Consider the following 24,463-nt stretch of genomic DNA (forward strand, 5'->3'; position numbering starts at 1 on the left):
CCGGCTGCTCCTTCAGCCCACGCAACGCGCGCCCAGCGCGTCGATCATCTGCCGGCAGGCGGTGAGTTCGCTGGCGAAGATGTATTCATCCGGCCTGTGGGCGCGGCCGATGTCGCCGGGCCCGCAGATGATCGCGTCCAGCCCTGCGGCCTGGTACAGCCCGGCCTCGGTGCCGTAGCTGACGGCGGCGAGCGGCGTCTGGCCGGTCAGCTCTTGCAACAGCGCCGCCAGCGGCGCGTCCTGCGGCAGCGACAGCGCCGGATAGGCGCTGACCGGCGTCCACTCGACACGATAGCCTTTGGCGGCAATGGCCCCGGTCCTCGCCTCGACGGGCGCGAGCAGGCTGGCCGGATCAATGCCGGGTACGGCGCGCGCCTCCAGATCCAGCGTGCAGGTATCGGGGATGATGTTGACCGACTGGCCGCCGGCGATCACGCCGGCCTGCAGCGAGGAATAGGGCGGCTCAAAGGCCGCATCGAACGGGCCGTGCGTCAGCCCTCCGGCTTCGCTCACGACCGTGCTCAGGACATCGGCCATGGCATGGATGGCATTGAGACCTAGATCGGGGCGAGAGGAATGGCCTGAGCCCCCCCTTATGGTCACGCGGGCGGCCGCCTTGCCCTTGTGGCCGCGCACAGCGCGCATGCCGCTCGGCTCGCCGACGATGACGCCGAGCGGCTTGGCGCAAAGTTCGGGAAGGCGGGCGATCAGATGCGGCACGCCGCGACACCCGACCTCCTCGTCATAGGAGAAGGCGAGGTGGATCGGCCGGGCGAGGCGCAGTCCCGCGAGCATGGGCGCGGCCGTAAGCGCGGCTGCCAAAAATCCCTTCATGTCAGTCGTGCCGCGTCCGTAGAGCCGGTCACCGTCCCGACGCAGTGCGAAAGGGGACGAGCTCCATTGCGGCTCGCAAGCGGGGACGACGTCCATATGGCCGGACAGGATGTAGCCCGGAACATCGGCGGGACCGATCGTGGCGAAAAGATTGGAACGATCGCCTTCCGGCCCGGGGAGCACGGCGACCTTCGCGCCCTGTTCTGCGAGATAAGCCTCTATCCAGCCTGCAATATCGCCGTTCGCCTTGCCGGCGACCGATGGAAAGGCGACGAGACGGTCGAGGATGTCGAAGACGTCCATTTCAGCCCTCAAGGCGTTTTGGGTTCGCCGGGTTCAGGGCCGACGGCCATACCTCCAGAATTGCCGCAGAGGATGGGCGCTTTCCTTCGCGATTGCGTGCCGAAAGCGGAAGTGTTTCAGTTGAATCTTGCGTTGGCACGCGTCATTCGAGCAAATCGTATCGGTCTGGTTGTTTAGCGTTGGCAGAGCAGGGACGTTGTATGTCGCCCGTTACGCAATCTTTCAGAGGCAAGGAATTGAAGCCGTCCGAAAGCTTGAAAATCGATGCCTTCTCGGTGCGGATGGCCGACATCAAAGGGGTTGAACTGGACCGATTGCATGCGCTCTCGCTGTCTGTGGGCTGGCCGCATCGGGCAGAAGACTGGCAATTCCTGCGCGAAACGGGACAAGGCTTGGTGGCTCTCGATGAGATCGGCCGGGTTCTGGGATCCGCGATGTGGTTTGGGCATGGCGCCAGCTTCGCGACCGTCGGCATGGTCATCACCTCGCCACGGCTTCAGACGCTCGGGGCCGCGCAATGGCTGATGAAGCGGGTTTTCGACAACATTCCCGGGCGCGACCTTCGCCTCAATGCAACCCGCGCCGCACGGCGGCTCTATCTCTCGCTCGACTTCCATCCGGAGAAGACTGTCTATCAATGCCAGGGCATCGCCCGCGTCCCAACGGCAGGTAGCCCCACGGAGGAGCGCAGCGACGTCCGGACTTTGGACGCAAGCGATATTCCGGCAGCGGTCGCCCTCGACGCGGCGGCGTTTGGCGTGAGGCGGACAGCGCTTATTGAAAAGCTCTTCGCGCACTCGACCGGCTATGGTCTTTTCAAGAATGACAAGCTGAACGCTTTCGCGCTCTGCCGGCCATTCGGGCGGGGCCATGTCGTGGGGCCGGTCGTGGCCGAAAGCGACGCCGACGCTGTGGCGATCGTCCGGCCGCACGTGGCCGACCATTCGGGGACTTTCCTTCGGGTCGACACCCACATGGACAGTGGCGAGTTCGCCGCCTTTCTGTCGCACGCTGGAATGCCAGTTTTCGATACGGTGCTCACTATGTCGATGGGCAAACGCATCAGCGATTTTGCTGCAGGTGGCCCGGTTATGCCGAAGACCTATGCTCTGGCGAGCCAAACTCTCGGGTAGGTTGATGTTCGACTTGGAAGGTTTTAGCCTTTGCAATCTGAACGTCCAAACATGGACAACGCCATAACCCGCCAGCCCGCTTGCGGCCCCTTTCGGCCATTGACCAGGAGAATTCTTGGCTCTCCGCTAATCGATATCCCTAGCCAGCATTAATCTCGTTCATCGTCATAAGGTTCGCCAGACCATACGAGAGAATACGAAGGAAATGGGGTGGCGAACCAGCCGCTAACGTATTGATTTCCTGTGGGAAACGACGGCCTCGGCGACTAACAAAATCGTTATTCGCCAAGGGGCTAGGAAGCAGTTCGCCAAAGTTGATTCAAGAAGCTGATCTGCCACTCGCCGACCGCATTTATCTTCTACGGAACGGCAGCTTTGCGCCTGTTCTGACGTACACGGGCATCTCAGCCCTGCCCAAAAGCAGGCCGAACGATTGACGCACCCGGAAAACGTCGGGCTTTTGCGAATGCCGCGGTTGAGTGTTGGCATTTACTTATTGTCACGGCGCTTAGGGAAAGGCATGCCGGGACTATGGGCGGCTGCGCCGCCATCGACCGGGATGATGGCGCCGGAAATGTAAGACGCTTCCGGCGAGACCAGGAACACGATCAGGTTCGCCACTTGCTCCGGGCGGGCCATGCGTTGCTGCGGTAATTGCAGTTGCTGGTTGGTCGATAAGGCCTCCATGACGCCGGACATCATTTCCGCGGCGGTCGGCCCCGGGCAGATGCAGTTTGCCCGGATGCCGAAACGCCATAGTCGACCGACCACAAGCGCGTGAGCGCCACCAGCGCGGCCTTGGAGGCCGTGTAGGCATCGGCGAGTGGCATCAAGAGCACGATCGCGCCGCCATCGCGCATTGTCGGGCGGAAGGCGCGCACGCTGAGCATCACGCTGGTCAGGTTGACGGCGATGGTTTTGTTCCAGGCCTCCAGCGTCAGCAGCGGATATCTTGTTGAACAGATGACCGGCAAAAAATACATTGCTGCTCGAAAAGCCTGCGTCGGCGTCTCAAGGGAATTAATCGGCACCTCAAGACCCGCGACGCTTGGAAAAGTCGCTGATCCATCTCAAAAGCTTGCAGTCATGATGTCGGCCTGTCGGCCAGGCTCCTTCGCTGCTTCGCTTTACAAGTGAGCCAAGATCGCCGCTGCTTCGGTTTCGGCGAAGCAAAGGACAGAAAAAGACTTCTTTTGGCGATCCGGCCCGGATGCTCTTTTGCAGGTCTAGAACACATAAGGCGCGCCCGGGAGGCGACGCATAACAAGAGAGCGGCCGCAAAACGCCGCCTGGCATAGGCCGCTTGAAAGGGGCCGATGCCGGCAACAGCCATGGGGAACCACGACAATGAAGACATTCCGCAATTGCCTGATGACGGCGGTCAGCGCAGGCCTGCTCAGCCTGGGGCTTGCCGCTCCCGCCAATGCCGGCGCCATTCGCCTCGGCATGACCACCTGGGTGGGTTATGGGCCACTGTTTCTCGCCCGCGACCTCGGCTATTTCAAGGAGGCCGGCGTCGATGTCGACCTGAAGGTCATCGAAGAATCGGCGCTTTACATGGCGGCGGTTGCCGGCGGCGATCTCGACGGCGCTGCCTCCACCGTCGACGAGCTCATGAAATACCGCTCCGACGAGCTCTGCTTCAAATATGTCGTGGCGCTCGACGACAGCCATGGCGGCGACGGCGTCGTCACGCAGGCCGACGTCAAGTCGCTCAAGGATCTGAAGGGCCAGCCCGTCGCCCTGAACGAGGGCTCCGTTTCCGAATTCTGGTTCAATGTGCTCCTGAAAAAGGAAGGCATGACCGAGGACGATGTCAGCGTCACCAACATGACCGCCGATGACGCCGCGACGGCCTTCATCGCCGGACAGGTTGCCGCCGCGGTGACCTGGGAGCCGCACCTCACCGAAGTCCGCAAGGGCGGCAAGGGCAAGGTGCTGATCGACTCCACGACCACGCCCGGCCTGATCGTCGATGTGATCGCGCTCAAATGCGACCTGATCGAGAAGCACCCCGAGGACGTGAAGGCCCTCGTCAAGGGCTATTACAAGGCGGTCGAATACATCAAGACCAACCCGGACAAGGCCTATGAGATCATGGCCAAGGGCATTGGCGGCTATCTCGAGAAGCCTGAGGATTTCGCGGCCGGCGCCAAGGGCGTGCGCTACTACGACCGCGCCCGCAACCTGGAATTCTTCGGCACGCCGCAGAAGAGCGAAGCGGCCGACCTGGTGAACTTCGCGCAGGACGTCTGGGGCAAGGCCGGCAAGCTCAAGATGACGATCGACTCGAAAACCATCCTCGACACCGATTTCATCAAGGAACAGTGAGCCATCGGAATGGCGGGGCCCGCCCGGCCGGGCCGGTCCCATCTTCCAAAAGCCGGATCTGGTCGGCCTCTCCGGGGCCGGCCTCCCTTTTCCCGAAAGCTTCAGCTTCGCGCTCAAATCACGGAGGCCATCTTATGGCACAAAGGCGGACGGCGTGGACGCGCCTGACGACTCCATTCGCCAATATCCCCGCCAGCACGGCAACCACGCTCGCTTTGGCGATGTGGGTCGTCGTGATCGGCGGCTGGGCCTTGCTGTCCTATGGCCGCGTCGTGCCGAACATGTTCCTGCCGACGCCCGGAACCGTGCTCGAGACGGCCTACCGCATGTCGCTCGACGGCAGCCTCTTCTACCACACGCTGACCAGCGCCAAAGTGGTCATCCTGGGCTTCATCGTGTCGTCACTGATCGCGGTGCCGCTGGGACTGTGGATGGGCACCTACCGGGCGGTGCAGGCGCCGCTGGAGCCGCTGGTCAACTTCATCCGCTACCTGCCGGTGACCTCCTTCGTGCCGCTGTTCATCCTTTGGATCGGCATCGGCATCGAACAGCGCATAGCGGTCATCTTCTTCGGCACGTTCTTCCAGCAGCTGGTGATGATCTCCGACTGCGCCCGCAGCGTCTCCAGGGACCTGGTCAACGCCTCCTACACTTTGGGCACCAAGCGCTCAGAAGCGGTGTGGCACGTCATTTTCCCCGCAGCGCTTCCGGCGATCCTCGACACGCTTCGCGTCACCATGGGTTGGGCCTGGACCTATCTGGTCGTTGCCGAGCTCGTCGCCGCGTCGAGCGGCCTCGGCTATATCAGCCTCAAGGCAATGCGCGGCTTCCAGGTGGATGTGATCTTCATGGCGATCGCCGCAATCGGGCTTCTGGGCCTGATCACCGACACGGCATTCCGCATTCTCCGGGCAAGGGTCGCGCCATGGGCACCCTGATCTTGAACGCATCCTCGCAAAACGCAGCCGGATCAAGGGTAGTGATGACCGAAACCGTCAAGGCGAACAATTTGGCCGGCACGGCCCATGCGGCCGGCGATCCGCGTTCGGCCGGCACCACGATGGCCATCGAGGACGTGACATTGCGCTATGGCGATGCCAATGGCGTGCTGGCGCTGGACGATGTGTCGCTGAAGGTGGCCAAGAACGAATTCTGCGTCATCGTCGGTCCTTCGGGATGCGGCAAATCCAGCCTGCTCTACCTCGCCGCCGGCCTCAATGACGCGACCTCGGGCAGCATCAAGGTCGACGGCCGGGAAGTGATCGAACCCGGCGCCGACAGAGGCATGGTCTTCCAGAGCTACACCTTGTTCCCGTGGCTCACGGTGCGCGCCAACATCGAATACGGGCCGAAGCGCAAGGGGCTGCCTGCGGAGCAGCGCAAGCAGATCGTCGACCAGTATCTCAACGAGGTCGGCCTCGCGTCCTTTGCGGACCACTACCCCGCCCAGTTGTCGGGCGGCATGAAGCAGCGCGTGGCGATCGCGCGCGCCCTGGCCAATGACCCGGCTGTCCTGTTGATGGACGAGCCGTTCGGCGCGCTCGACAGCCAGACGCGCGGCACCATGCAGAAGCTGCTTCTGCGCGTCTGGGAGCGGCAGCAGAAGACGGTGCTCTTCGTCACTCATGATATCGACGAGGCGCTGGTGCTCGGCGACCGCGTTCTGGTGATGACGGCAAGGCCCGGCAAGATCAAGGCCGAGATCAAAGTCGACATCCCACGGCCGCGTTCGATGGACGTCATCCTCGAACCCGACTTCATCGCGCTCAAGCGCCGTATCCTTGGCCTTCTGCACGACGAGATCGACGAGGATCACTGAGCGCAATTTCCAAGAGCAAAAGTCGAGGCAGTCCAGCAGTGCTGAACGCCGATCTGCCCCGATGTTGAAGGGTGAGACGGCCTCTACCTTTCGCCGTTGCGCGTCGGGCCGAGGATCATCTCCGAAGCCTTTTGCCCGATCATCATGCTTGGCGCGTTGGTGTTGCCGCCGATCAGCTTCGGCATGACGGAGGCATCGGCGACCCGGAGTCCGTCCACGCCTCGCACCTTGAGTGTCGCCGGATCGACGACGGCCATGTCGTCCGTTCCCATCTTGCAGGTTCCGACCGGGTGATAGACGGTCAGCGCCTCGGCGCGCAGATAGGCCAGGATCTCGTCGTCGGTTCGGACATCCTTGCCCGGCAGCATCTCCTGGCCGCGCACCGCGTCGAACTCGGACGAGGCAAAAATCCGGCGCGCGATCTTGATGCCCTCCACCAGCACCATGGCGTCGTCTTCATGCGTGAAAAAGCGGTGGTCGATCAGGACGTCGCGGCGAGAATTGTCGCGCGACAACCTGATCTCGCCCACGCTTTTCGGTCTGAGCACGCAAGTGTGAATGGCGTAGCCGTGGCCGTATTCGATCAGCCTGCCGCGATGGCTGCGATAGCCCGGCACGAAATGGAACTGAATGTCGGGCAGGCCGTTCGCGTGCTTGGTCTTCGCAAAGCCACCGGCTTCGACGTAGTTGGTGGTGAGCATGCCCTTGCGGCGGGCGAAATACTGGAAGGGCGCCGCTGCCATGCGCGGCAGGTTGGCGAGTGAGAGGCCGAGCGTCCTGGTGCTTCTAGACCGCACGATGATCATGCCATCGACATGGTCCTGCAGGTTCTTGCCGACGCCCGGCAGGTCGAGGATCGGCGCGATGCCGATCTGCTTGAGCTCGGCTGCCGACCCGATGCCGGATGCCATCAGGATCTTGGGCGAGTTGATGGCGCCGGCCGACAGCACGATCTCGCGGTTGGCCGAGAGCTGCTTCTGCTGGCCCTCGTGCCGCACGCGCATTCCCGTGGCGCGACCCCCGGCGATGACGAGGTCGATCACCTCGCATTGGCTGAGCAGCGTCAGGTTCTTGCGATCGAGGACGGGACGCATGAAGGCGCTGAAGCTGCTGAAGCGCTGTCCACGATCCTGCGTGACGTTGTAGATCCCGAGGCCGAACTGGCTTGCGGCATTGAAGTCGGTGTTGGCAGGCAGACCGGCGCTTGCGCCAGCTTTCACGAACATGGCGGAAAGCTCGTTCGGATCACGGGGATTGTCGACCAAAAGCTCGCCGTCGCTGCCGTGATAGCGTGGGTCCTGGGCAAGCAGGTTGCGCTCCAATTTCTTGAATACCGGCAGCACATCGTCATAAGCCCAGCCGGCGCAGCCGAGTTCGGCCCACTCGTCATAGTCCTGGGCGGCGCCGCGAATATAGACCATCGAATTGATCGAGCTCGATCCGCCCAGCGCCTTGCCGCGGTTGACCGGAATGCTGCGGTTGTTGAGGTGGGGCTGCGGCACGCCGACGAAACAATAGTCGTAGTTCGGGTTGCCGTAGAGCGAGAGGATGCCCGCCGGCACCTTGACGCGCAGACTGTTGTCGCTGCCGCCGGCCTCGATCAGGCACACTGTGACCGACGGATCGGCGCTCAGCCGATTGGCGACCACGCAACCGGCCGAGCCGGCGCCAACGACGATGTAGTCAAAGCTTTCGGTTTTCATGCCCAGCCCCTCGAGAATGCCGGCGCTCGAGGCATGGCAGAACCGGCCGCCGCGAAGGCGTATCCTTGTTCCGGAACCAGTTCCGCGCGGACACATGTCCGGCTTCGCCCGCCACCTCATGCAGCGCTGTCGATCCGACCGCCGGGACTCTAGGTGCGTCTATCGGTGCGAGAAATTCGGAAATGGTTACGCGTGACTTCGGAGATTCGTTATGGGCGCCCGCCGGCACGTGCTGCTACTTGTGAGCGCCAGCAGAGGAGCGGTGGGATGGCGCAGCCTGGCTGCATCCACCAACTGCCGGAGATCGTTTTCATCCCACGCGGCGGAAGCTGTCGGATGGTCAGAAGAGGACCGAGCATGTCGGTTGAGAAGGTAGACACGCTCGTCGTCGGCGGCGGCCAGGCCGGGGTGGCGATGAGCGAGCATCTGAGCAAATGCGGGGTGCCTCATCTTGTGCTTGAGCGCGGCCGGATCGCCGAGCGCTGGCGCTCGCAGCGATGGGACTCCCTGGTCGCCAATGGCCCGGCCTGGCATGACCGGTTTCCGGGCATGGAGTTTCCCGTGACGGGTCCCGACGGCTTTCCTTCCAAGGAGGAGGTCGCCGACTATTTCGTCGCCTACGCAAAGCAGATCAATGCGCCGATCCGCTGCGGCGTGGAGGTAAAACTAGTGCAGAGGAATGTCGGCCGTCCAGGATTTCGCGTCGAGACCTCGCATGGCGTGATCGAAGCCAACAACGTCGTGGCCGCGACCGGGCCTTTCCAGGTCCCTGTCATCCCGCCTCTCGTTCCTGGCGATGCCGGCATCCTGCAAATCCACTCCAGCGCCTACCGCAACCCGGCGCAATTGCCGAAGGGCGCGGTGCTGGTGGTCGGGGCGGGATCCTCGGGCGTGCAGATTGCCGATGAGCTGCAGCGCTCAGGCAGGCGCGTCTATCTCTCGGTCGGCCCGCACGATCGTCCGCCGCGCGCCTATCGCGGGCGCGACTTCTGCTGGTGGCTGGGCGTGCTCGGCAAATGGGATCTCGAAACCCCAGGGCCCGGCACGGAGCATGTCACGATCGCGGTGAGCGGCGCGCGCGGCGGCGAGACGATCGATTTCCGCCGTCTGGCGGCGGAGGGGCTTACGCTTGTCGGCATGACAAAGACGTACCAGGACGGCGTGATGAGTTTCGCGCCGGATCTTGCGAAGAACATTGCCAGGGGCGATGCCAGCCTGATGTCGCTGCTGGACGAGGCCGACGCCTATGTCGAGCGCAATGGTCTCGACCTTCCGGAAGAACCTGATCTTCGCAAAATCGATTCCGACCCGGAATGCGTGACCAATCCGATCCTCAAGCTCGATCTTGCCGAAGCCGGGGTAGCGACGATCATTTGGGCGACGGGCTTCGCCGTCGATTACAGCTGGCTGAAGGTCGACGCTTTCGACGAGAGGGGCCGACCAAGGCATCAGCGCGGCGTCTCGACAGAGCCCGGAATCTATTTCCTGGGTCTGCCCTGGCAGTCGCGCAGAGGCTCGAGCTTCATCTGGGGCGTCTGGCACGATGCCAAACACGTGGCCGACCGTATTTCGACGCAGCGCAAATATCTCGCCTACCACGCCGCCGCGACGCGCGAGACCGTGGACGCCTGATCAAAGCTGCGAGCCGATCCCTGATGGAGACCAAGATGGCGCATACGCGAATTCGCAAATTCAACACCAAGGACACCTATCCCGAGCAGAAGCTCGACAACGATCTCTGCCAGGCGATCGTCACGCGCGGCGGCCGCACCGTCTATCTGCGGGGACAGTGCCCGCAGGACCTCGACACGGCCAAGAACATCGACAGCCACGATCCGGTCGAGCAGACCCACAAGGTCATGCAGAATATTAGGCAGCTCATCGAGGAATGCGGCGGCACGATGGAGCATCTGGTGAAGGTGGTTGTCTACATCACCGATGTCCGCCATCGCGAGGCTGTCTACCGGACGATGGGCGAGTACATCAAGGGCGTCCACCCGGTTTCGACCGGCCTGGTCGTGTCGGCGCTCGCGCGGCCGGAATGGCTGGTCGAGATCGACGGCACCGCCGTCATTCCGGACTAAGCGCCATGACCTTCTCCATCGTCGCGCGCTGCAGGCGCACAGGCATGTTCGGCGTGGCGGTGTCGTCGTCGTCTCCCGCGGTCGCGGCGCGTTGCGCCTATGCGCAGGCGGGCGTCGGCGCGGTCGCCAGCCAGAACGTCACTGACCCGACACTCGGGCCGCGGGCATTGGAATTGATGGCGCGCGGCGCCTCCGCCGCGGAGACTGTCGCGATCCTGAAGCGCACGGCCGCCTTCAGTGAATACCGTCAGGTGCTGGCGGTCGACGCCGCAGGCGTCAGCGCGATCCACTCCGGGCCGAAAGCGCTCGGCATCTGGGCCGAGGCGCACGGCGAGGACGTTGCCTGCGGAGGCAACCTGCTCGCGAATGACGGCATCCCGCGTGCCATGGTCGACGCCTTCCTTGCTTCCGAAGGCCATCTCGGCGACCGGCTGATCGTCACGATGCGCGCCGCGCTTCATGCCGGCGGCGAGGCGGGGCCTGTCCGCTCCGCCGGCATGAAGCTGGTCCGCGATGTGTCCTGGCCCGTCGCCGACCTGCGTTGCGACTGGACCGAAGCGTGTCCGATCGAGCAGCTGGCAACGCTGTGGGAGATCTACAAGCCACAGCTCGATGCCTATGTCACCCGCGCCCTCAATCCGTCCGACGCGCCGAGCTACGGCGTCCCCGGTGACGAGTAGTCCGACCAGTTCTGGAGCGAGCATGAGCGAACTCAGCCACAAGGAGTGGGTCGGCAAGGCGTCCGCGATTCGCTTCCGCGACAAGGCGTTCATCGACGGCAAGCCGGTGCCGGCGCGCTCCGGCCGGACCTTCGCCAGCGTCAATCCGGCCACGGGAGCGACGCTCGCCGAAGTCGCCTCCTGCGGGGAGGAGGATATCGATTTCGCCGTCGCGGCGGCGCGGCGTAGTTTTGAGGCCGGCGTCTGGTCCCGAACGAGTCCCCAACATCGCAAGCAGGTGCTGCTGCGGCTGGCGGAGTTGCTGCGCGAGAACCTGCAGGAGCTCGCGCTGCTGGAATCGCTGGATATGGGCAAGCTGGTCAAGGATGCCGCCACCATCGACGTGCCGGGCTCGGCGGCGATCTTCCAGTGGTACGCCGAAGCGATCGACAAGATCTATGACGAGGTGGCGCCGACGGGCCAGGGTGACCTAGCTCTGGTGCGGCGCGAGCCGGTTGGCGTCGTCGGCGCCGTGGTGCCATGGAATTTTCCGCTCGACATGGCCACCTGGAAATGCGCGCCTGCGCTGGCGGCGGGCAATTCGGTGGTGCTGAAACCCGCCGAGCAATCGCCTTCCTCGGCACTCAGGCTGGCGGAACTCGCCATGGAAGCGGGCCTGCCCGCCGGCGTGCTCAATGTGGTGCCGGGCCTGGGTGAGACCGCCGGCCAGGCGCTTGGGCGGCATATCGATGTGGATTGCCTCGCCTTCACCGGGTCGCCCGCGGTCGGCAAGCTGTTCCTGCAATATTCCGGCCAGTCGAATATGAAGCAGGTCTGGCTGGAGACCGGCGGCAAGAGCCCCAATCTGGTGTTCGCGGATTGCGGCGACCTGGACGCGGCTGCCGACATGGCCGCCTTCGGTATCTTCTTCAACCAGGGTCAGGTCTGCTCAGCCAATTCCCGGCTTCTGGTGGAGCGCGGCATCAAGGACGCGCTGGTCGAGAAACTGGCCGAGCGCGCGGCGGCGACGCAACCCGGCGATCCCCTCGACCCGGCATCCAGGATGGGTGCGATGGTGGATGCGCGGCATGCGGCGACGGTCATGCGTTTTATCGATGGCGGCAGGAAGTCAGCCCGGCTGGTCGCCGGAGGCCGCCGGGTGGCCGTCGACGGGCGCGGCAGCTTCGTGCAGCCGACGATCTTCGACAATGTCTCGCCCGAGGATCCGCTCGCCCGCGACGAGATATTCGGTCCGGTGCTGTCGGTCATCGCCTTCGATAGCGAAGAGGAGGCGCTGCGGATTGCCAATGACAGCGTCTACGGCCTTGCGGCATCGCTTTGGACCGACAGCCTGTCGCGGGCACACCGTATCGCGGAAAGACTGCGGGTGGGCACGGTTTCGGTGAACACCGTCGACGCGCTGAGCCCGATGACGCCCTTCGGCGGCTTCAAGCAGTCCGGCTTCGGGCGCGATCTGTCGCTGCACGCGCTCGACAAATACACCGCTCTGAAGACCACCTGGATCAAGTACTGAGGAGCGGCCGCGACTTGATTGCAGCGACCAAACGGGCATCATAGAAGCCCATGCCGCTTCGTTTCACACTCAGACAACTCGAGTACTTCGTCGCCGTCGGCGAGGCGGGCTCTATCGCCAAGGCGGCCGAGCAGGTCAATGTCTCGCCGCCGTCGATCTCGGCTTCGATCGCCCAGCTCGAAGCGGAGTTCGGTGTCCAGCTCTTCGTGCGCAAGCACTCGCACGCGCTTGCCCTGACGGCGGGCGGGCGCCTGTTCCTCAAGGAAGCCGCGCGGCTGCTCAACGATGCCGATGCGCTGCACGACATTGCCGGCGATATCGCCGAAAAGGTGCGCGGACCGCTGGCGATCGGCTGCCTTTTGACTTTCGCGCAGATCGTGCTGCCGACGCTGCGCCGGAAATTCGAGGACGCCTATCCGGACGTGCGCGTCCGGCAGTTCGAGCGCAACCAGGGTCAATTGTTCGAGATGCTGCAGCGTGGTGAAATAGACGCAGCACTGACCTACGATCTCGAACTGTCGCAGGACATGACCTTCGAGCCGCTGATGCAGCTGCCGGCCTATGTGATGCTGCCGGCCGCGCATCGCCTGGCGGGGAGGGCGGGCATCACGCCGGAGGAGCTGGTCGACGAACCGATGGTGCTGCTCGATCTGCCCTATAGCCGCGAATATTTCCTGTCGGCTTTCCAGCCCAAGGGCCTGCGGCCAAAGATCGCCGAGCGCACCGGCGACATCGCCGTGATGCGCTCGATGGTCGCCAATGGCTTCGGCTACGGCATAGCCAACATGCGGCCGCTCAACACCATGTCGCCGGACGGCAAGCTGCTGGTCTTCGTGCCCTTGCTGGGAGACATCAGGCCGCTGACCATGGGAATTGCGCTGCCGAACGCCGAGCATCGCACGCTGACGGTGCAGGCCTTCATCGACCATTGCCGCCACTTCGTCGTCGAGCAAGGCGTCTTCGGCACCGAACGCATTGTCAAATGAGGAGGGTCACGGCCAGCCGTCGGCGAGCCGCGACAACAGCCTCTCCAGCATCTCGTCGCAACGCCGCAATTGTTCGACGCTGACGAATTCGTCCGGCTTGTGCCCCTGCGCCATCGAGCCCGGTCCGCAGACGACGGCGGGCGTGCCGAGATCGCGGCTGAACAATCCGCCTTCCGTGCCGAACGCGACCTTCATGGTATCGTTGGCGCCGGTCAGCGATTTGACGAAGGCGACCGCTTCCGAAGCGACCGGCGTGTCGAGGCCCGGATAGGTGTTAGTGATCTCGATGTCGATCGCGGCTTCGGGCGCGATCGAAGCGGCGTCGGCCGCAATGCGCGCTGCGGCACCGCGAAGCCTGTCGAGAATGCCGGCGGCATCGTCGGCGGCGATGTTGCGTATCTCGAAATCGACCTGGCAGAGATTGGGCACGATGTTGAGCGCCACGCCGGCATTGATCTTGCCCACATGCACGGTGGTATAGGGAATGTCGTAGTCGCCGTCGGGGGCGCCTTCGCGAGCCAACCGGTCCTGCTCGTCGCGTAGCGCCCGCACGAAATCGCAACCGAGATGGATGGCGTTGAGTGCCAGCGGAGCAAGCGCCGAATGGCCTTCGCGTCCCTTGCAGATGGCGCGCGCCGCAAGCTTGCCCTTGTGCCCGGTCGCCACCTGCATGTTGGTCGGCTCGCCGACGATGCACAGCAGCGGGCGTTGGGGTGCCGCGCTTAGCATTTCGATCAGGTCGCGCACGCCGAGGCAGCCGACTTCTTCGTCGTAGGAGAGCGCCAGATGCAAGGGCGTGCGCAGCGTCATCTTCGAGGCCTTGAGACATGCCGCGAGAGCCGAGGCCACAAAGCCCTTCATGTCCGCCGCGCCGCGCCCATAAAGCTTGGCGTCACGCCCGGTCATCGCGAATGGCGGCAGCGTCCAGTTCTGGCCATCGACGGGAACGACGTCCGTGTGACCGGAGAGCATGATGCCGGGCGTATCGGCCGGGCCGATCGTGGCGAAGAGGTTGGCCTTGCGCCCGTCGGCGCTGTGGATGAGCTGGCTGGCTACGCCGCTCGCTGCGAGTAGGTCCACCGTATAGCTGATGAGGTCGAGGTTCGAGTCGCGGCTCACCGTCGGGAAGGCGATCAGCTTTTCGAGGATTCTGATGCTGTCCATGTATGTCGTCCCGTTGCCCCAATCGGCTGTTTACATCGCGCCGCGGCGGTCCTGAAGTCGCATTTGTCTCAGCCTTACTTCACCTGAGACTGATCCATGCAAGGGCGATTAGGCGCGTCCTAATCCGCACAGAAGAAATCCGTAGTTTTCCCGCGCACTCGTCAACTTATGAGTAATTTCCAGAGCAGCCGGCATCAAGGAGGCTACTATGCGCGACCCACGCTACGACATTCTGTTCGAGCCGATGAAGATCGGTCCGGTGACCGCCAAGAACCGCTTCTACCAGGTTCCGCATTGCAATGGCGGCGGCTATCGCGATCCGTCGGCCGCGGCCGAGATGCGTCGCATGAAGTCCGAAGGCGGATGGGGGGTAATCTTCACCGAGCAGACGGAGATGCATCACACCTCCGAGATCACGCCCTTCATCGAGCTCAGGCTGTGGGATGACGCCGACATTCCGGCCCTGGCCAAAATGGCCAAGGCGATGCACGAATATGGCGCGCTCGCCGGCATCCAGCTTGCCTATTCCGGCATCAACGGTCCTAACCTCTACACCAAGGAGGTTCCGCGTGGGCCTTCGGCCTTGCCGATCCGCACCTTCACCAACGATCCGGTGCAGGCGCGCGCCATGGACAAGCAGGACATCCGCGACCTGCGCCGCTGGCACCGCAACGCCTTCACGCGCGCCAGGCAGGCGGGTTTCGACCTGGTATGCCTCTACGGCGCGCATGGCTTCGGCATCATCCAGCACTTCCTGTCGACCGCCACCAACCAGCGCAGCGACGAATATGGCGGCTCGCTGGAAAACCGCTCGCGACTGATGCGCGAGCTGATCGAGGAAGGGCGCGACGCGATCGGCGACACGTGCGGCCTGACGCTCAGGCTGTCGCTGGACGAGATGATCGGCGAGCTTGGCTTCGCCAATTCGGAAGTCCGCGACATGATCGAGATGCATGCTGAGCTGCCTGATCTTTGGGACCTCGCTCACGGCGCCTGGGAAGATTGCTCCGGGCCGTCGCGCTTCAAGGAAGAGGCGGCGCAGGAAAGCCTGGTCTCCGGCATCAAAAAGCTTACCTCGAAGCCGGTCGTCGGCGTCGGCCGCTTCACCTCGCCGGACGTGATGGTGAGGATGATCAGGTCGGGCACGCTCGACTTCATCGGCTGCGCGCGCCCCTCGATCGCCGATCCTTTCCTGCCAAGGAAGGTCGAGGAGGGCCGCATCGAGGACATTCGCGAATGCATCGGCTGCAACATCTGCATTACCGGTGACATGACAATGTCGATCTCGCGCTGCACGCAGAACCCGACCTTCATGGAGGAATGGCGCAAGGGCTGGCATCCGGAGCGCATACAGGCCAAGGGCGATAGCGACAGCGTGCTGATCGTCGGCGCCGGGCCTGCCGGACTGGAGGCCGCCCGCGCGCTAGGCCTGCGCGGCTATCAGGTGGCGATAGCGGAAGCCGGCACCGCGCTTGGCGGGCGCGTGGCGCGCGAATGCCTGCTTCCGGGTCTCTCGGCCTGGGGCAGGGTGCGCGACTATCGCCAGTATCAGCTCAGCCAGATGCCGAATGTCGACATCTATTTCGAAAGCCGGCTGTCGGCGGACGAGGTCCTGTCCTTCGGCTTCCAGAACGTTGCCATCGCCACCGGATCGACTTGGCGGCGCGACGGCGTGGCGCGCGCCCATGTCGTGCCGATGCCGATCGACGCCGCTATGCCGGTCTACACGCCCGACGATCTGATGGGAGGCAAGGTGGCTTCCGGCAATGTCGTGCTGTTCGACGACGACCATTACTACATTGGCGGCGTGCTGGCGGAGCTGATGGCGCGGCAGGGTGCGAAGGTGACGCTGGTAACGCCGTCGGCCTATGTCTCGGACTGGACCCGCAACACGCTAGAGCAGGGCGCCATCCACCGCCGCCTGGCGCAGATCGGGATAGATATCGTCCTCAACAGGACTGTCACGACCATCGCGTCAGGCGGCGTCGTGACGGCCTGCGTCTATACCGGCGCGCGACAGGAGGTGGCGGCCGATGCCGTGGTCCTAGTCACGTCGCGCAATCAGGACGATGCCGTTTGGCGCGCGCTGAAAGCCCGGGAAAACGAGTGGGCCGGCAACGGCATCCGTTCGATCAAGGTTATCGGCGATGCCGAAGCGCCGGGGCCGATTGCTTGGGCAACCTATGCCGGCCACCGCTTCGCCCGCGAGCTGGACGAGGCCGATATTGGTGACGCCCTGCCTTTCCGGCGGGAAGTGACGGCGCTGGCGGTGCAATAGGATAGAAGAGGGCAGCCGCAACTTCCCTTCCACTCTATTCTGCCCGCAAGCGAAGCGCGTATTTCCAGCAAGTATCATCCAATAGAATGCTGCCGACAACAGCCGGGGGAGCTTCGCGTTGAGGAGCTCGATTGCCTCTCCCGGTGGCGACCTCTTCCGTCGACGGTCGCTTCAGTCGAGCTGCAGGCATGCGGCCAGCGCGATCGGCCCGAGCGGACAGTGCGGCGCCACAGCCACGTCATAGGCTTCGGCCATCGCCGCGATCTTGCGGCATTTGGTGATGCCGCCGGCGTGCGACAGATCCGGCCGACACCGCTTCCTCGAACACCGACTTGAAGTCCCACCCGCTGTAGAGCCGTTCGCCGAGCGCGATCGGCGTCGAGCCGAGCGCGGCGATCTCCTTCAGCGCCTCGCGGTTTTCGCTGAGCACCGGCTCTTCGATGAACATCAGCCGGTATGACTCCAGCTCCTTGACCAGGATGCGCGCCATCGGCCGGTGCACGCGGCCGTGGAAATCGACGGCCATGCCGATATTCGGCCCGACCGCCTCGCGCACCATGGCGACGCGCTCTATAGCCGTGTCTATCTTGTCGTGGCTGTCGACGATCTGCAGTGCCTAGGTGCTGTTCATCTTGAGCGCCTGGAAGCCGTGCGCCGCCATATTCCTAGCGCCGGCCGCCACTTCCGCCGGCCGGTCGCCGCCGATGTCTCGGCGGCATTGCGTGAACGACGCAGCCAACGCCGGAGATGTTCACCATAAATCGACGGTGTCGTTGTTCGCGGTCGTGTGTTGCCGTCAACACCCGCCTCGGCTTGACCGCCGTGCAACCCGCCCGGCGGTCGGTATTCATTGCCGATTGGCACTTTCAGCGTTCCACATACACGATGCGGCGCGTCGACGGCTCAACCAGCACCGGTCGGTTGTTCACATAGACATAGCGGTAGCGGTAGTTCGGGATATTCTGTAGAGCCACCGTCTCAGGCAAGGTCGCGCCGGTTACAACCTTTCCTTGAAGGTAAACAGGCTTGACCCGATGCGCGCTGATGTACGTGCGCACCTGTTCGGGCGGATTGATCACGGTGCCGGCTGCGCCGCCGCCAACGACCCCCGCCGCGCCGCCCACAGCAGCGCCTACCGGTCCTCCGATGATAGCGCCGGCGATGGCTCCGGTCGCGCCACCAGCGACGGCTCCGGCATCAGCCTGATCGCGAGGAGGTTTCACGACCGCGATGCCGGAATTGGCCGGTCGCTCGGTTAAGACGACCCGATTGCCACCGAATTCTGCGGTAACGTAGTCGGAATAAACCCAGCCCTGACCACCAGCTTCGGCGATGGTGCACCATTTCGAGTTTTGCAGACAGCCGTTCAATGTGGCCGTCTGGCCCGCCCGCAGCACGCCGATGACCGGATATTGCGAGCCTGGACCGGCGCGAACATTAAGGTTTGTAGCGGCTGATACGGGAGTGTCGGCAAAAGCTGCGCCAGACAAGGCGACAAGCGCGCCTGTCACAACGGGTAACAAAAGCTTTCTCATCGTTCTGTCTCCGTTTCATGGTTCCCTTCAGAGCCAAAAACGAGGAAGAGCCACGTGCGTTCCGCTGGCAGGATCGCGGAACGGCTAGATTCCAAATGTCACCATCGGGTCCCTCTGCTGCTCCCGCTTGAGTCGAGATATGGTCGGGTTGCCATCATCGGAGCGGCCGATCTTGCCGCACCCTGCGCGGTCGGCCCTGGAGTCGCTGAGGTCTGATCGGTGGGACAGCCATCGTTGCGGGCGAAGCCGGACAGGTATTGAAATGTCGGCATTACTGACGCTACCGGCTCGCGCCAGCCGATGCCATGCCGAAGGGCATGAAGCGGCCCGCCACGCAATGGGTTCGGCCGGCTTTAATAGGGCGAATGAAACACATGCGCGGCGAAGCTGTAGGCACGCGATAGCGTTGGACAACAGCCACGCTGCGTTGCCCGTCGCCTTCGATATGCGTGTTGTTGCTGTGCGGATTAAACGGATCGACCGTTTGCAAAAGCGAATTGGTGTTGTTTGCGTCGCCGGACGCAAGCGTCATCGTGTCGTAATTGTTGAAATAGTCGGCAGCACAACCCGACAAAAGTGTCACGCTCGCCGCGGCAAAATACGATCGCAAATCCATTGAGGCATCCCCCGACACCGGCTGGCATAATGCTCCATCTGCATTTTGTTGTCGAATCCGAGTTTGACCGCTTGCCATCCGTGCCAAGCTAAGCAACGTTGGCAGCGGGTTTGAGATTTTGGGGGGGAACATAAAGCGGTTTGCTTTAACCGTCGCTGCTTTCGTTTGCATTGCGGGCTGCGCGACGCCACCGGACAAAATAGCAGGCGTGCCGAATGCTGGCCCCTGTACGCAGGCTGACAAAGAGCGCCTGGCGGTTCTGACAAACCAACAGAACAAGGCGGCTACGGGTGACGCGCTTGGCGTCTTCCTCATTGGCGTGCCGGTCTCATCAATGTCCGGCGGCGACCATGAGACCGAGATCGCCGTGCTGAAAGGACGCTGCGGGCCGCCGAAGACGTGACAGGCTGAGTCGCAGTCAGCGTAAAGCCGCACGGACAACGACTGACGGTCCTAATCAACGTCATGCCCCAAGTCCCTATTGCGAAACTGCGCAAGGCGCATATTCTTTGGCATGGGGTCTTGATCGAGCAGTCCAAGGACCTGGACCCTGGACGCGGTGCTATTTGGTCGAGGATGGCCGAACTTTTCAATAGAGCCATCCGTGGGACAGAGCCATGCAGCACGGAGCCGTGAGTGATCCGGGCATGGGCCGAGGCCAGCTTGAGCCGGCCGACGGCGATATTGTCCGCGAGCAGGCCGTCCTCTTTCGTCTCACCGACCGACTTTACCGTGCCAACGGCCTTGGCGAGATCTACGATGCGGCGCTGGATGCCATATGCGACGCCCTCGGTTCGTCACGCGCCTCAATCCTGAGATTTGACAGCCACGGTGTCATGAGCTTCGTCGCCTGGCGCTCACTCTCTAATGAATACCGCGAGGCAGTTAACGGTCACACGCCGTGGACGCGCGGGGAGCACGATGCCGAGCCTATTTTTGTCGAGGATATTCGTCTCAGCGGTGAATCTCGGCAGATCATCGACACGGTCCTTGGCGAGGGAATCGAAGCGCTGGCTTTCATCCCGCTTGCCACCTCCCGCGAGCTCATCGGCAAGTTCATGGTCTACTATCCGGCACGCCATCGCTTCGGGGATCGTGAACGCGAACTTGCGTTGACCATTGCCCGTCAGCTCGGGTTTGCGATCGAACGGGAGCGGGCGGAAACCAGTGCGATGCGACTGAGCGCGCTCGTCGAATCCTCGGATGATGCAATCATCGCGACCGATTTGGATGGCATCGTCACGGACTGGAACAGCGGCGCTGAGCGTCTCTACGGCTACGGCCGCAAGGAAATGGTCGGACGTCCGCTTATGTTGCTGATACCGCCCGATCGGCAGATCGAGGAGCGGCAGATCCTGGTCCGCATTCGCAATGGAGAGCATGTCGAGCATTTCGAGACCGTTCGCCTGCGCAAGGATGGCAGCAGCATTCCCATCTCTTTGACCGCTTCCCCCATCGCGGACGCGTCTGGCGCAATTGTCGGTGTCTCCAAGATCGGCCGTGACATTTCCGAGCGGCTGCGGGCGCAGGAGCAGCGGGAGTTGCTGCTTCGCGAGATGGACCACCGCGTGAAGAACCTCTTTACCATCGCAAGGACCATCGTCAATTTGAGCGCGCCAGCTGCTGAAACTCCGGCCGCGCTCGCCTCCACCGTTTCTGACCGCCTCGGCGCCCTCGCGCGGGCGCATGCGCTGACGATGCTCCCCTCGACTGGCCCCTCTGTTCATGGCGCGACGAGCCTACATGCATTGATCGCCGCAATCCTCGCGCCATACCGGCATGGAACTGACGAGCAGCCCCGCTTCGCGATCAGTGGCATCGATCTGCCGGTGCCTCCAGCGATGATCACGCCGCTTTCTCTCCTGCTACACGAATTCGCCACAAACGCTGCCAAACATGGGAGCCTCTCGGCGCCCGCCGGCTCGATCGAGATCGCTTGCTCCGATAGAGACGGTAAGGTGAGTGTCCAGTGGAGAGAGGTAGGAGGACCACCTCCGGTCGCAACCGAAGACGAAGGCTTCGGGAGCCGCCTGATCCGCGCCGCCGCGAATGAGCTTGGCGGAGTCGTGCGAGATTGGGACCCCGCCGGAATTGTCCTTGAGATCACGATCGATAGTGAAAGATTCTTGGTCTGATGCCCGAGCCGCTTGTCAGCGCAGCAGCCCATCGCTCACAAAATCTTCCCATCCGCGCAGTTTGGCCTCCGAGTTTTCGTCTCGGCCATTCCTGGCTGAATGGGCAGCCTCGCGGCCCTTCTTTTGTGCGCGCTTGACTGCCGCCTTTGCGGCAGCGCGTCGCCGGTTCTCGGCGGCGGCTGCCGCGTCTTCCTCGCGCCAGACGGTGACAAGGTCGCGGTCAAGCACATCCTCTATGTGGCGCAGATCGAAAACATGGAAGGTGATCTTTCTGGCGCGGCCGCGAAGCTTGACTGTTCTGGTCCCCGCGCTCTGCAGCCGGCCATCCTTCAGCCAGCGGTGCCGTTCGCCCGACGAGATCGTCAGGATGTCCTCGACTTCGCGAGGGATGACCGGAAGGTCCTCGATGTCGCGCATGGCTTTGGACACGATCGCCGCGGCCGCTTCAACATCGGCATCCGAATTCTCAGGAAGGCGCAAGGTGAGCACGCGGGATTCGATGTGAAGCAGCTTTCTCAAGTGCGCTGGAAGGCGCGCGCGGATCTCGAGGAAAATGCCCCTGGCCCGCATGGACGATCCCAGAGTCGCCGCCGGTGAAAGCGGCCACTCAGCCATTAATTTGGCGGTCGGTTCGGTTTTTCGGCGCCCGGACATATCCCATAAATAGGCCGGGCTGGGCCAGGCACAACGCCGGTGCAAGAGGCAACCCGGTGTGACGCGGCGCCACCGGATTCCTCCAATATCCGCCATCTGAGGACCCTCAACGGAGCGAATTGTCGATCGGCGAGTTAGGCTGGCTAGACAGAAGAGACTGGATTGGACGGATGGCAGCATCGAAAAGCAACGGTCACTTCACGCCAACCAAGGCGGCGCCGGAAGGCCTTGCCCCTGCCCTAGCGCGAAACATTGAGGCGCTGATCGAGAGGCGTAAACGAGAAGCCACGGCCGCATCGCTGGAGGAGCGCGCGGCCGCAGCGATAAGCGGCTTCGCAGGAAGCATGGTCTTCGTCTACTTGCACATTGTCTTCTTCGGGATCTGGATCGCCCTCAATCTCGGCATCCTGAGCTTTGTCAGACCCTGGGACCCATCACTGGTCATCTTGGCTATGTTCGCCTCGGTCGAGGCCATCTTTCTCTCGACCTTCGTGCTGATCAATCAGAACCGAATGAGTGCGGAGGACAATTCCAGGGCAGACCTCGATCTGCAGGTCAGTCTGCTGAACGAGCACGAAACCACCAAGCTTATCAAGCTGGTGGAGGAGATTGCCAAGCGTCTGAACATAGATACCGATGCGGATCACGAGCTCAAGGAACTCAAGCGCGATGTGGCGCCGGAGGCGGTTCTGGACAAGATTGAAGAGGTGGATGACCGTCGGACGCCCAAGTGACAGCTCGCCAATAGAAGCGGCAATTTGAAACTGAGGCGCTACCAGGTTGGGTCAATCAGAGGATAGGAGCATGTTCGACCACATCGGCTTCAACGTCGGGAATTTAGAAAAATCGCTCGCCTTTTACAAAGCAGTGCTCGCTCCTCTCGATCTTGGCGTGCTCGAATCCGGAGAGGGCTGGGCAATGTTGGGTGGCCATGCCGGTCGTCTCTGGATAGGGGCATTCGGACCTCCTCCTGCACCTATCCACATAGCGTTCCGAGCCGGCTCCCGCGCTATGGTGCACTCGTTCTACAAGGCAGGCCTCGCCGCCGGAGGTCGCGACAATGGCGCGCCTGGCATTCGCGCCCAATACGCACCGGATTATTATGCAGCTTTTGTGCTCGACCCGGACGGCCACAATGTCGAAGCCGTAGCCTTCGCCGCAGATGTCTGAAGCAGCGCACTCCATGTAAGGAAAACATTGTGACCCGGATCGCGACCTTCAACGTCAACGGGGTCAACGGCCGCCTGCCGGTGCTCCTGAAGTGGCTTGGCGAGACCGACTATGACGTGGTCTGTCTTCAGGAACTGAAAACATCCGACGAGAAATTTCCCATCGAAGCAATTCGGGACGCCGGTTTCGGCGCGATCTGGCACGGCCAGAAATCCTACAACGGAGTGGCGGTGCTGGCGCGAGGGAGGGATCCGGTCGAACGTCGCCGGGGCTTGCCTGGCGATCCCGACGACACGCACAGCCGATATCTGGAGGCTGAAATCGACGGCCTGGTCGTCGGTTGCATCTACCTCCCGAACGGCAATCCGGCGCCGGGCCCGAAATTCGATTATAAGCTGCGCTGGTTCGAGCGTCTTGTCGACTACAGCAAATCGCTCTTGGGCGAGCGCACGGTGCTTTGTGGTGACTTCAACGTCGTCCCGACTGAGATCGATGCCGTAGTACCTCGCCGCTGGTTGGGTGACGCCGTCTTCTTCCCGGAAAGCAGGAAAGCCTATGCCCGCATGCTGGGCCTGGGTTGGGTGGATGCGATGCGTCGGATCCACCCGGGCAAGGGCATCTACACCTATTGGAATTTTTCGTATCGCGGCGGCTACGATCGAAGCTCCGGCCTGCGAATGGATCATCTGCTTGTAAGCCCGTCCCCTGCGGAGAGCATTCTGGCCGCAGGTGTCGACGTCGAGACCCGTGGATGGGAAAAGCCGAGCGATCACGCACCCGCCTGGATCGACCTCGGTTAAGACAGTTTGCTTGACCGCTCAAAAGACAAGGTGCTTGCGCTTTCGTCCGGTCTTTCTCGGATAGGCCTTCATGTCAACCGCGTTCCAGACGCCCCTCGCGGGTGGCGGGCTCAGCGCACCTTCACAAGCGGAACCTAATGTTCGCCTGCCGCTTATGCCGGAATGAGCACCAGAGGCATCAACTTCCTCGATAAATGGATGGCAGAGCACCTGCCGAACGCCATGACAGATGATCCCATGGCCGTCAGTGATCTCGCCGATGAGATGATGAAAGCGGCAGAGCGAGAAGGCATTCCGGCCAGCGAAATCCACGAGGAGGTTGATTGTGTGTTCGGGGTGATCTTCGAGGCGATGCATCATCGGGAAGGCAGCTTGCCCGAGGCTGAGAAAGCCGTGTTGGATCAGTTAGCGGCACGGCTGGCCAGGGAGGCCGGCATCTCAGATGACCAAGCTGGCGAACTGCTTAGCGCATCGGCACGGACTGGGACTCGCTCCTTAACGAAGCGCATTTTCTGAAGGAGCTTGAAGGCAGGCTAGAGCAGGAATAAATACCTCTTCGGTGCGGTGACCCCTGCGCGAAGCACCAAATCGTCTGGACGGACGATCGGGGAACAGGATGCGAAATCCTCTACCTTTTCCAACAGCGTCTGTTGACCTCGACCTGCTTCGGACGAACTTGAAAAGGCAGGCTAGCCCCGGCTTGGTTCAGGCAGGCGGGTTCGCCG

General features: G+C 62.8%; 21 protein-coding genes and 2 pseudogenes. 15 read left to right on the forward strand and 8 right to left on the reverse strand.

Going from position 1 to position 24,463, the window contains the following annotated elements:
- Positions 1-12 precede the first annotated feature (12 nt).
- Positions 13-1,137 carry an acetylornithine deacetylase gene (gene argE, locus LB529_RS03075; RefSeq protein ID WP_224710142.1) on the reverse strand — a complete coding sequence of 375 codons (1,125 nt, stop codon included), beginning with the start codon at positions 1,135-1,137 and terminating at the stop codon, positions 13-15.
- Positions 1,138-1,337: 200 nt separating this feature from the next.
- On the opposite strand from argE (LB529_RS03075), the gene LB529_RS03080 reads away from it, so the two are divergent.
- Complete coding sequence (locus LB529_RS03080; RefSeq protein ID WP_224710143.1) at positions 1,338-2,270, forward strand: GNAT family N-acetyltransferase; 933 nt, start codon at positions 1,338-1,340, stop codon at positions 2,268-2,270.
- A gap of 489 nt (positions 2,271-2,759) precedes the next feature.
- Here the strand turns inward: LB529_RS03080 and LB529_RS29190 are convergent.
- Positions 2,760-3,253 (reverse strand): annotated as a pseudogene (locus tag LB529_RS29190) (SDR family oxidoreductase).
- 364 nt (positions 3,254-3,617) lie between these two features.
- Here LB529_RS29190 and LB529_RS03090 point away from each other — a divergent pair.
- From LB529_RS03090 to LB529_RS03100, 3 genes are all read left to right on the forward strand, one after another.
- The gene (locus tag LB529_RS03090) at positions 3,618-4,601 is read left to right on the forward strand and encodes an ABC transporter substrate-binding protein (protein WP_224600501.1); all 984 of its coding nucleotides are present in this window, start codon (positions 3,618-3,620) and stop codon (positions 4,599-4,601) included.
- A 134-nt stretch (positions 4,602-4,735) separates the two neighbouring features.
- A complete protein-coding gene (locus LB529_RS03095; RefSeq protein WP_140839372.1) occupies positions 4,736-5,539 on the forward strand; it encodes an ABC transporter permease in 804 nt (267 codons plus the stop codon).
- A gap of 122 nt (positions 5,540-5,661) precedes the next feature.
- On the forward strand, positions 5,662-6,420 hold the full coding sequence (locus LB529_RS03100; protein ID WP_210239545.1) for an ABC transporter ATP-binding protein: 759 nt from the start codon (positions 5,662-5,664) through the stop codon (positions 6,418-6,420).
- A gap of 83 nt (positions 6,421-6,503) precedes the next feature.
- Here the strand turns inward: LB529_RS03100 and LB529_RS03105 are convergent, their stop codons facing one another.
- Positions 6,504-8,123, reverse strand: a complete 1,620-nt coding sequence (locus tag LB529_RS03105; protein ID WP_224710144.1) for a GMC family oxidoreductase — start codon at positions 8,121-8,123, stop codon at positions 6,504-6,506.
- Positions 8,124-8,480: 357 nt separating this feature from the next.
- On the opposite strand from LB529_RS03105, the gene LB529_RS03110 reads away from it, so the two are divergent.
- The 5 genes from LB529_RS03110 to LB529_RS03130 are packed head-to-tail and all read left to right on the forward strand — an operon-like array spanning position 8,481 to position 13,386.
- Positions 8,481-9,755: a flavin-containing monooxygenase gene (locus LB529_RS03110; protein ID WP_224710145.1), complete on the forward strand. Its 1,275-nt coding sequence runs from the start codon at positions 8,481-8,483 to the stop codon at positions 9,753-9,755.
- Positions 9,756-9,790: 35 nt separating this feature from the next.
- The gene (locus tag LB529_RS03115) at positions 9,791-10,207 is read left to right on the forward strand and encodes a RidA family protein (RefSeq protein ID WP_140839364.1); all 417 of its coding nucleotides are present in this window, start codon (positions 9,791-9,793) and stop codon (positions 10,205-10,207) included.
- A gap of 5 nt (positions 10,208-10,212) precedes the next feature.
- A complete protein-coding gene (locus LB529_RS03120) occupies positions 10,213-10,887 on the forward strand; it encodes a DUF1028 domain-containing protein (protein ID WP_140839362.1) in 675 nt (224 codons plus the stop codon).
- A 22-nt stretch (positions 10,888-10,909) separates the two neighbouring features.
- Entirely contained in the window at positions 10,910-12,400 is a 1,491-nt protein-coding gene (locus LB529_RS03125) for an aldehyde dehydrogenase (protein ID WP_224710146.1), read from the forward strand.
- A gap of 50 nt (positions 12,401-12,450) precedes the next feature.
- The gene (locus tag LB529_RS03130; protein ID WP_224710147.1) at positions 12,451-13,386 is read left to right on the forward strand and encodes a LysR family transcriptional regulator; all 936 of its coding nucleotides are present in this window, start codon (positions 12,451-12,453) and stop codon (positions 13,384-13,386) included.
- Positions 13,387-13,392: 6 nt separating this feature from the next.
- Here LB529_RS03130 and argE (LB529_RS03135) read toward each other — a convergent pair whose 3' ends face one another.
- Positions 13,393-14,550 carry an acetylornithine deacetylase gene (gene argE, locus LB529_RS03135; RefSeq protein ID WP_224710148.1) on the reverse strand — a complete coding sequence of 386 codons (1,158 nt, stop codon included), beginning with the start codon at positions 14,548-14,550 and terminating at the stop codon, positions 13,393-13,395.
- Between the two features lie 208 nt (positions 14,551-14,758).
- Here argE (LB529_RS03135) and LB529_RS03140 point away from each other — a divergent pair, with 208 nt between their 5' ends.
- The gene (locus tag LB529_RS03140) at positions 14,759-16,828 is read left to right on the forward strand and encodes an FAD-dependent oxidoreductase (protein ID WP_224710149.1); all 2,070 of its coding nucleotides are present in this window, start codon (positions 14,759-14,761) and stop codon (positions 16,826-16,828) included.
- Between the two features lie 174 nt (positions 16,829-17,002).
- On the opposite strand, the pseudogene LB529_RS03145 reads toward LB529_RS03140, so the two are convergent.
- The 3 genes and pseudogenes from LB529_RS03145 to LB529_RS03155 form a co-directional block, all read right to left on the reverse strand.
- Positions 17,003-17,534 (reverse strand): annotated as a pseudogene (locus LB529_RS03145) (enolase C-terminal domain-like protein); the annotation flags it as partial.
- 160 nt (positions 17,535-17,694) lie between these two features.
- Positions 17,695-18,363: a DUF1236 domain-containing protein gene (locus LB529_RS03150; protein WP_224710150.1), complete on the reverse strand. Its 669-nt coding sequence runs from the start codon at positions 18,361-18,363 to the stop codon at positions 17,695-17,697.
- A gap of 280 nt (positions 18,364-18,643) precedes the next feature.
- Positions 18,644-18,979, reverse strand: a complete 336-nt coding sequence (locus tag LB529_RS03155) for a hypothetical protein (RefSeq protein ID WP_224710151.1) — start codon at positions 18,977-18,979, stop codon at positions 18,644-18,646.
- Between the two features lie 617 nt (positions 18,980-19,596).
- Here LB529_RS03155 and LB529_RS03160 point away from each other — a divergent pair.
- Positions 19,597-21,114, forward strand: coding sequence for a PAS domain S-box protein (locus LB529_RS03160; protein ID WP_224710152.1), 1,518 nt, complete (start codon positions 19,597-19,599; stop codon positions 21,112-21,114).
- 15 nt (positions 21,115-21,129) lie between these two features.
- On the opposite strand, the gene LB529_RS03165 is transcribed toward LB529_RS03160, so the two are convergent.
- Positions 21,130-21,768, reverse strand: a complete 639-nt coding sequence (locus LB529_RS03165) for a hypothetical protein (RefSeq protein ID WP_224710404.1) — start codon at positions 21,766-21,768, stop codon at positions 21,130-21,132.
- Between the two features lie 170 nt (positions 21,769-21,938).
- Here LB529_RS03165 and LB529_RS03170 point away from each other — a divergent pair, with 170 nt between their 5' ends.
- From LB529_RS03170 to LB529_RS03185, 4 genes are all read left to right on the forward strand, one after another.
- Entirely contained in the window at positions 21,939-22,502 is a 564-nt protein-coding gene (locus LB529_RS03170; RefSeq protein ID WP_224523298.1) for a DUF1003 domain-containing protein, read from the forward strand.
- Positions 22,503-22,572: 70 nt separating this feature from the next.
- Complete coding sequence (locus tag LB529_RS03175; protein ID WP_095770219.1) at positions 22,573-22,938, forward strand: VOC family protein; 366 nt, start codon at positions 22,573-22,575, stop codon at positions 22,936-22,938.
- Positions 22,939-22,967: 29 nt separating this feature from the next.
- Positions 22,968-23,738, forward strand: a complete 771-nt coding sequence (gene xth / locus LB529_RS03180; protein WP_224706949.1) for an exodeoxyribonuclease III — start codon at positions 22,968-22,970, stop codon at positions 23,736-23,738.
- 162 nt (positions 23,739-23,900) lie between these two features.
- Complete coding sequence (locus LB529_RS03185) at positions 23,901-24,254, forward strand: hypothetical protein (RefSeq protein ID WP_224710153.1); 354 nt, start codon at positions 23,901-23,903, stop codon at positions 24,252-24,254.
- Positions 24,255-24,463 lie beyond the last annotated feature (209 nt).

The sequence above is a fragment of the Mesorhizobium sp. CA5 genome, assembly GCF_020165105.1.
Classification (GTDB): domain Bacteria; phylum Pseudomonadota; class Alphaproteobacteria; order Rhizobiales; family Rhizobiaceae; genus Mesorhizobium.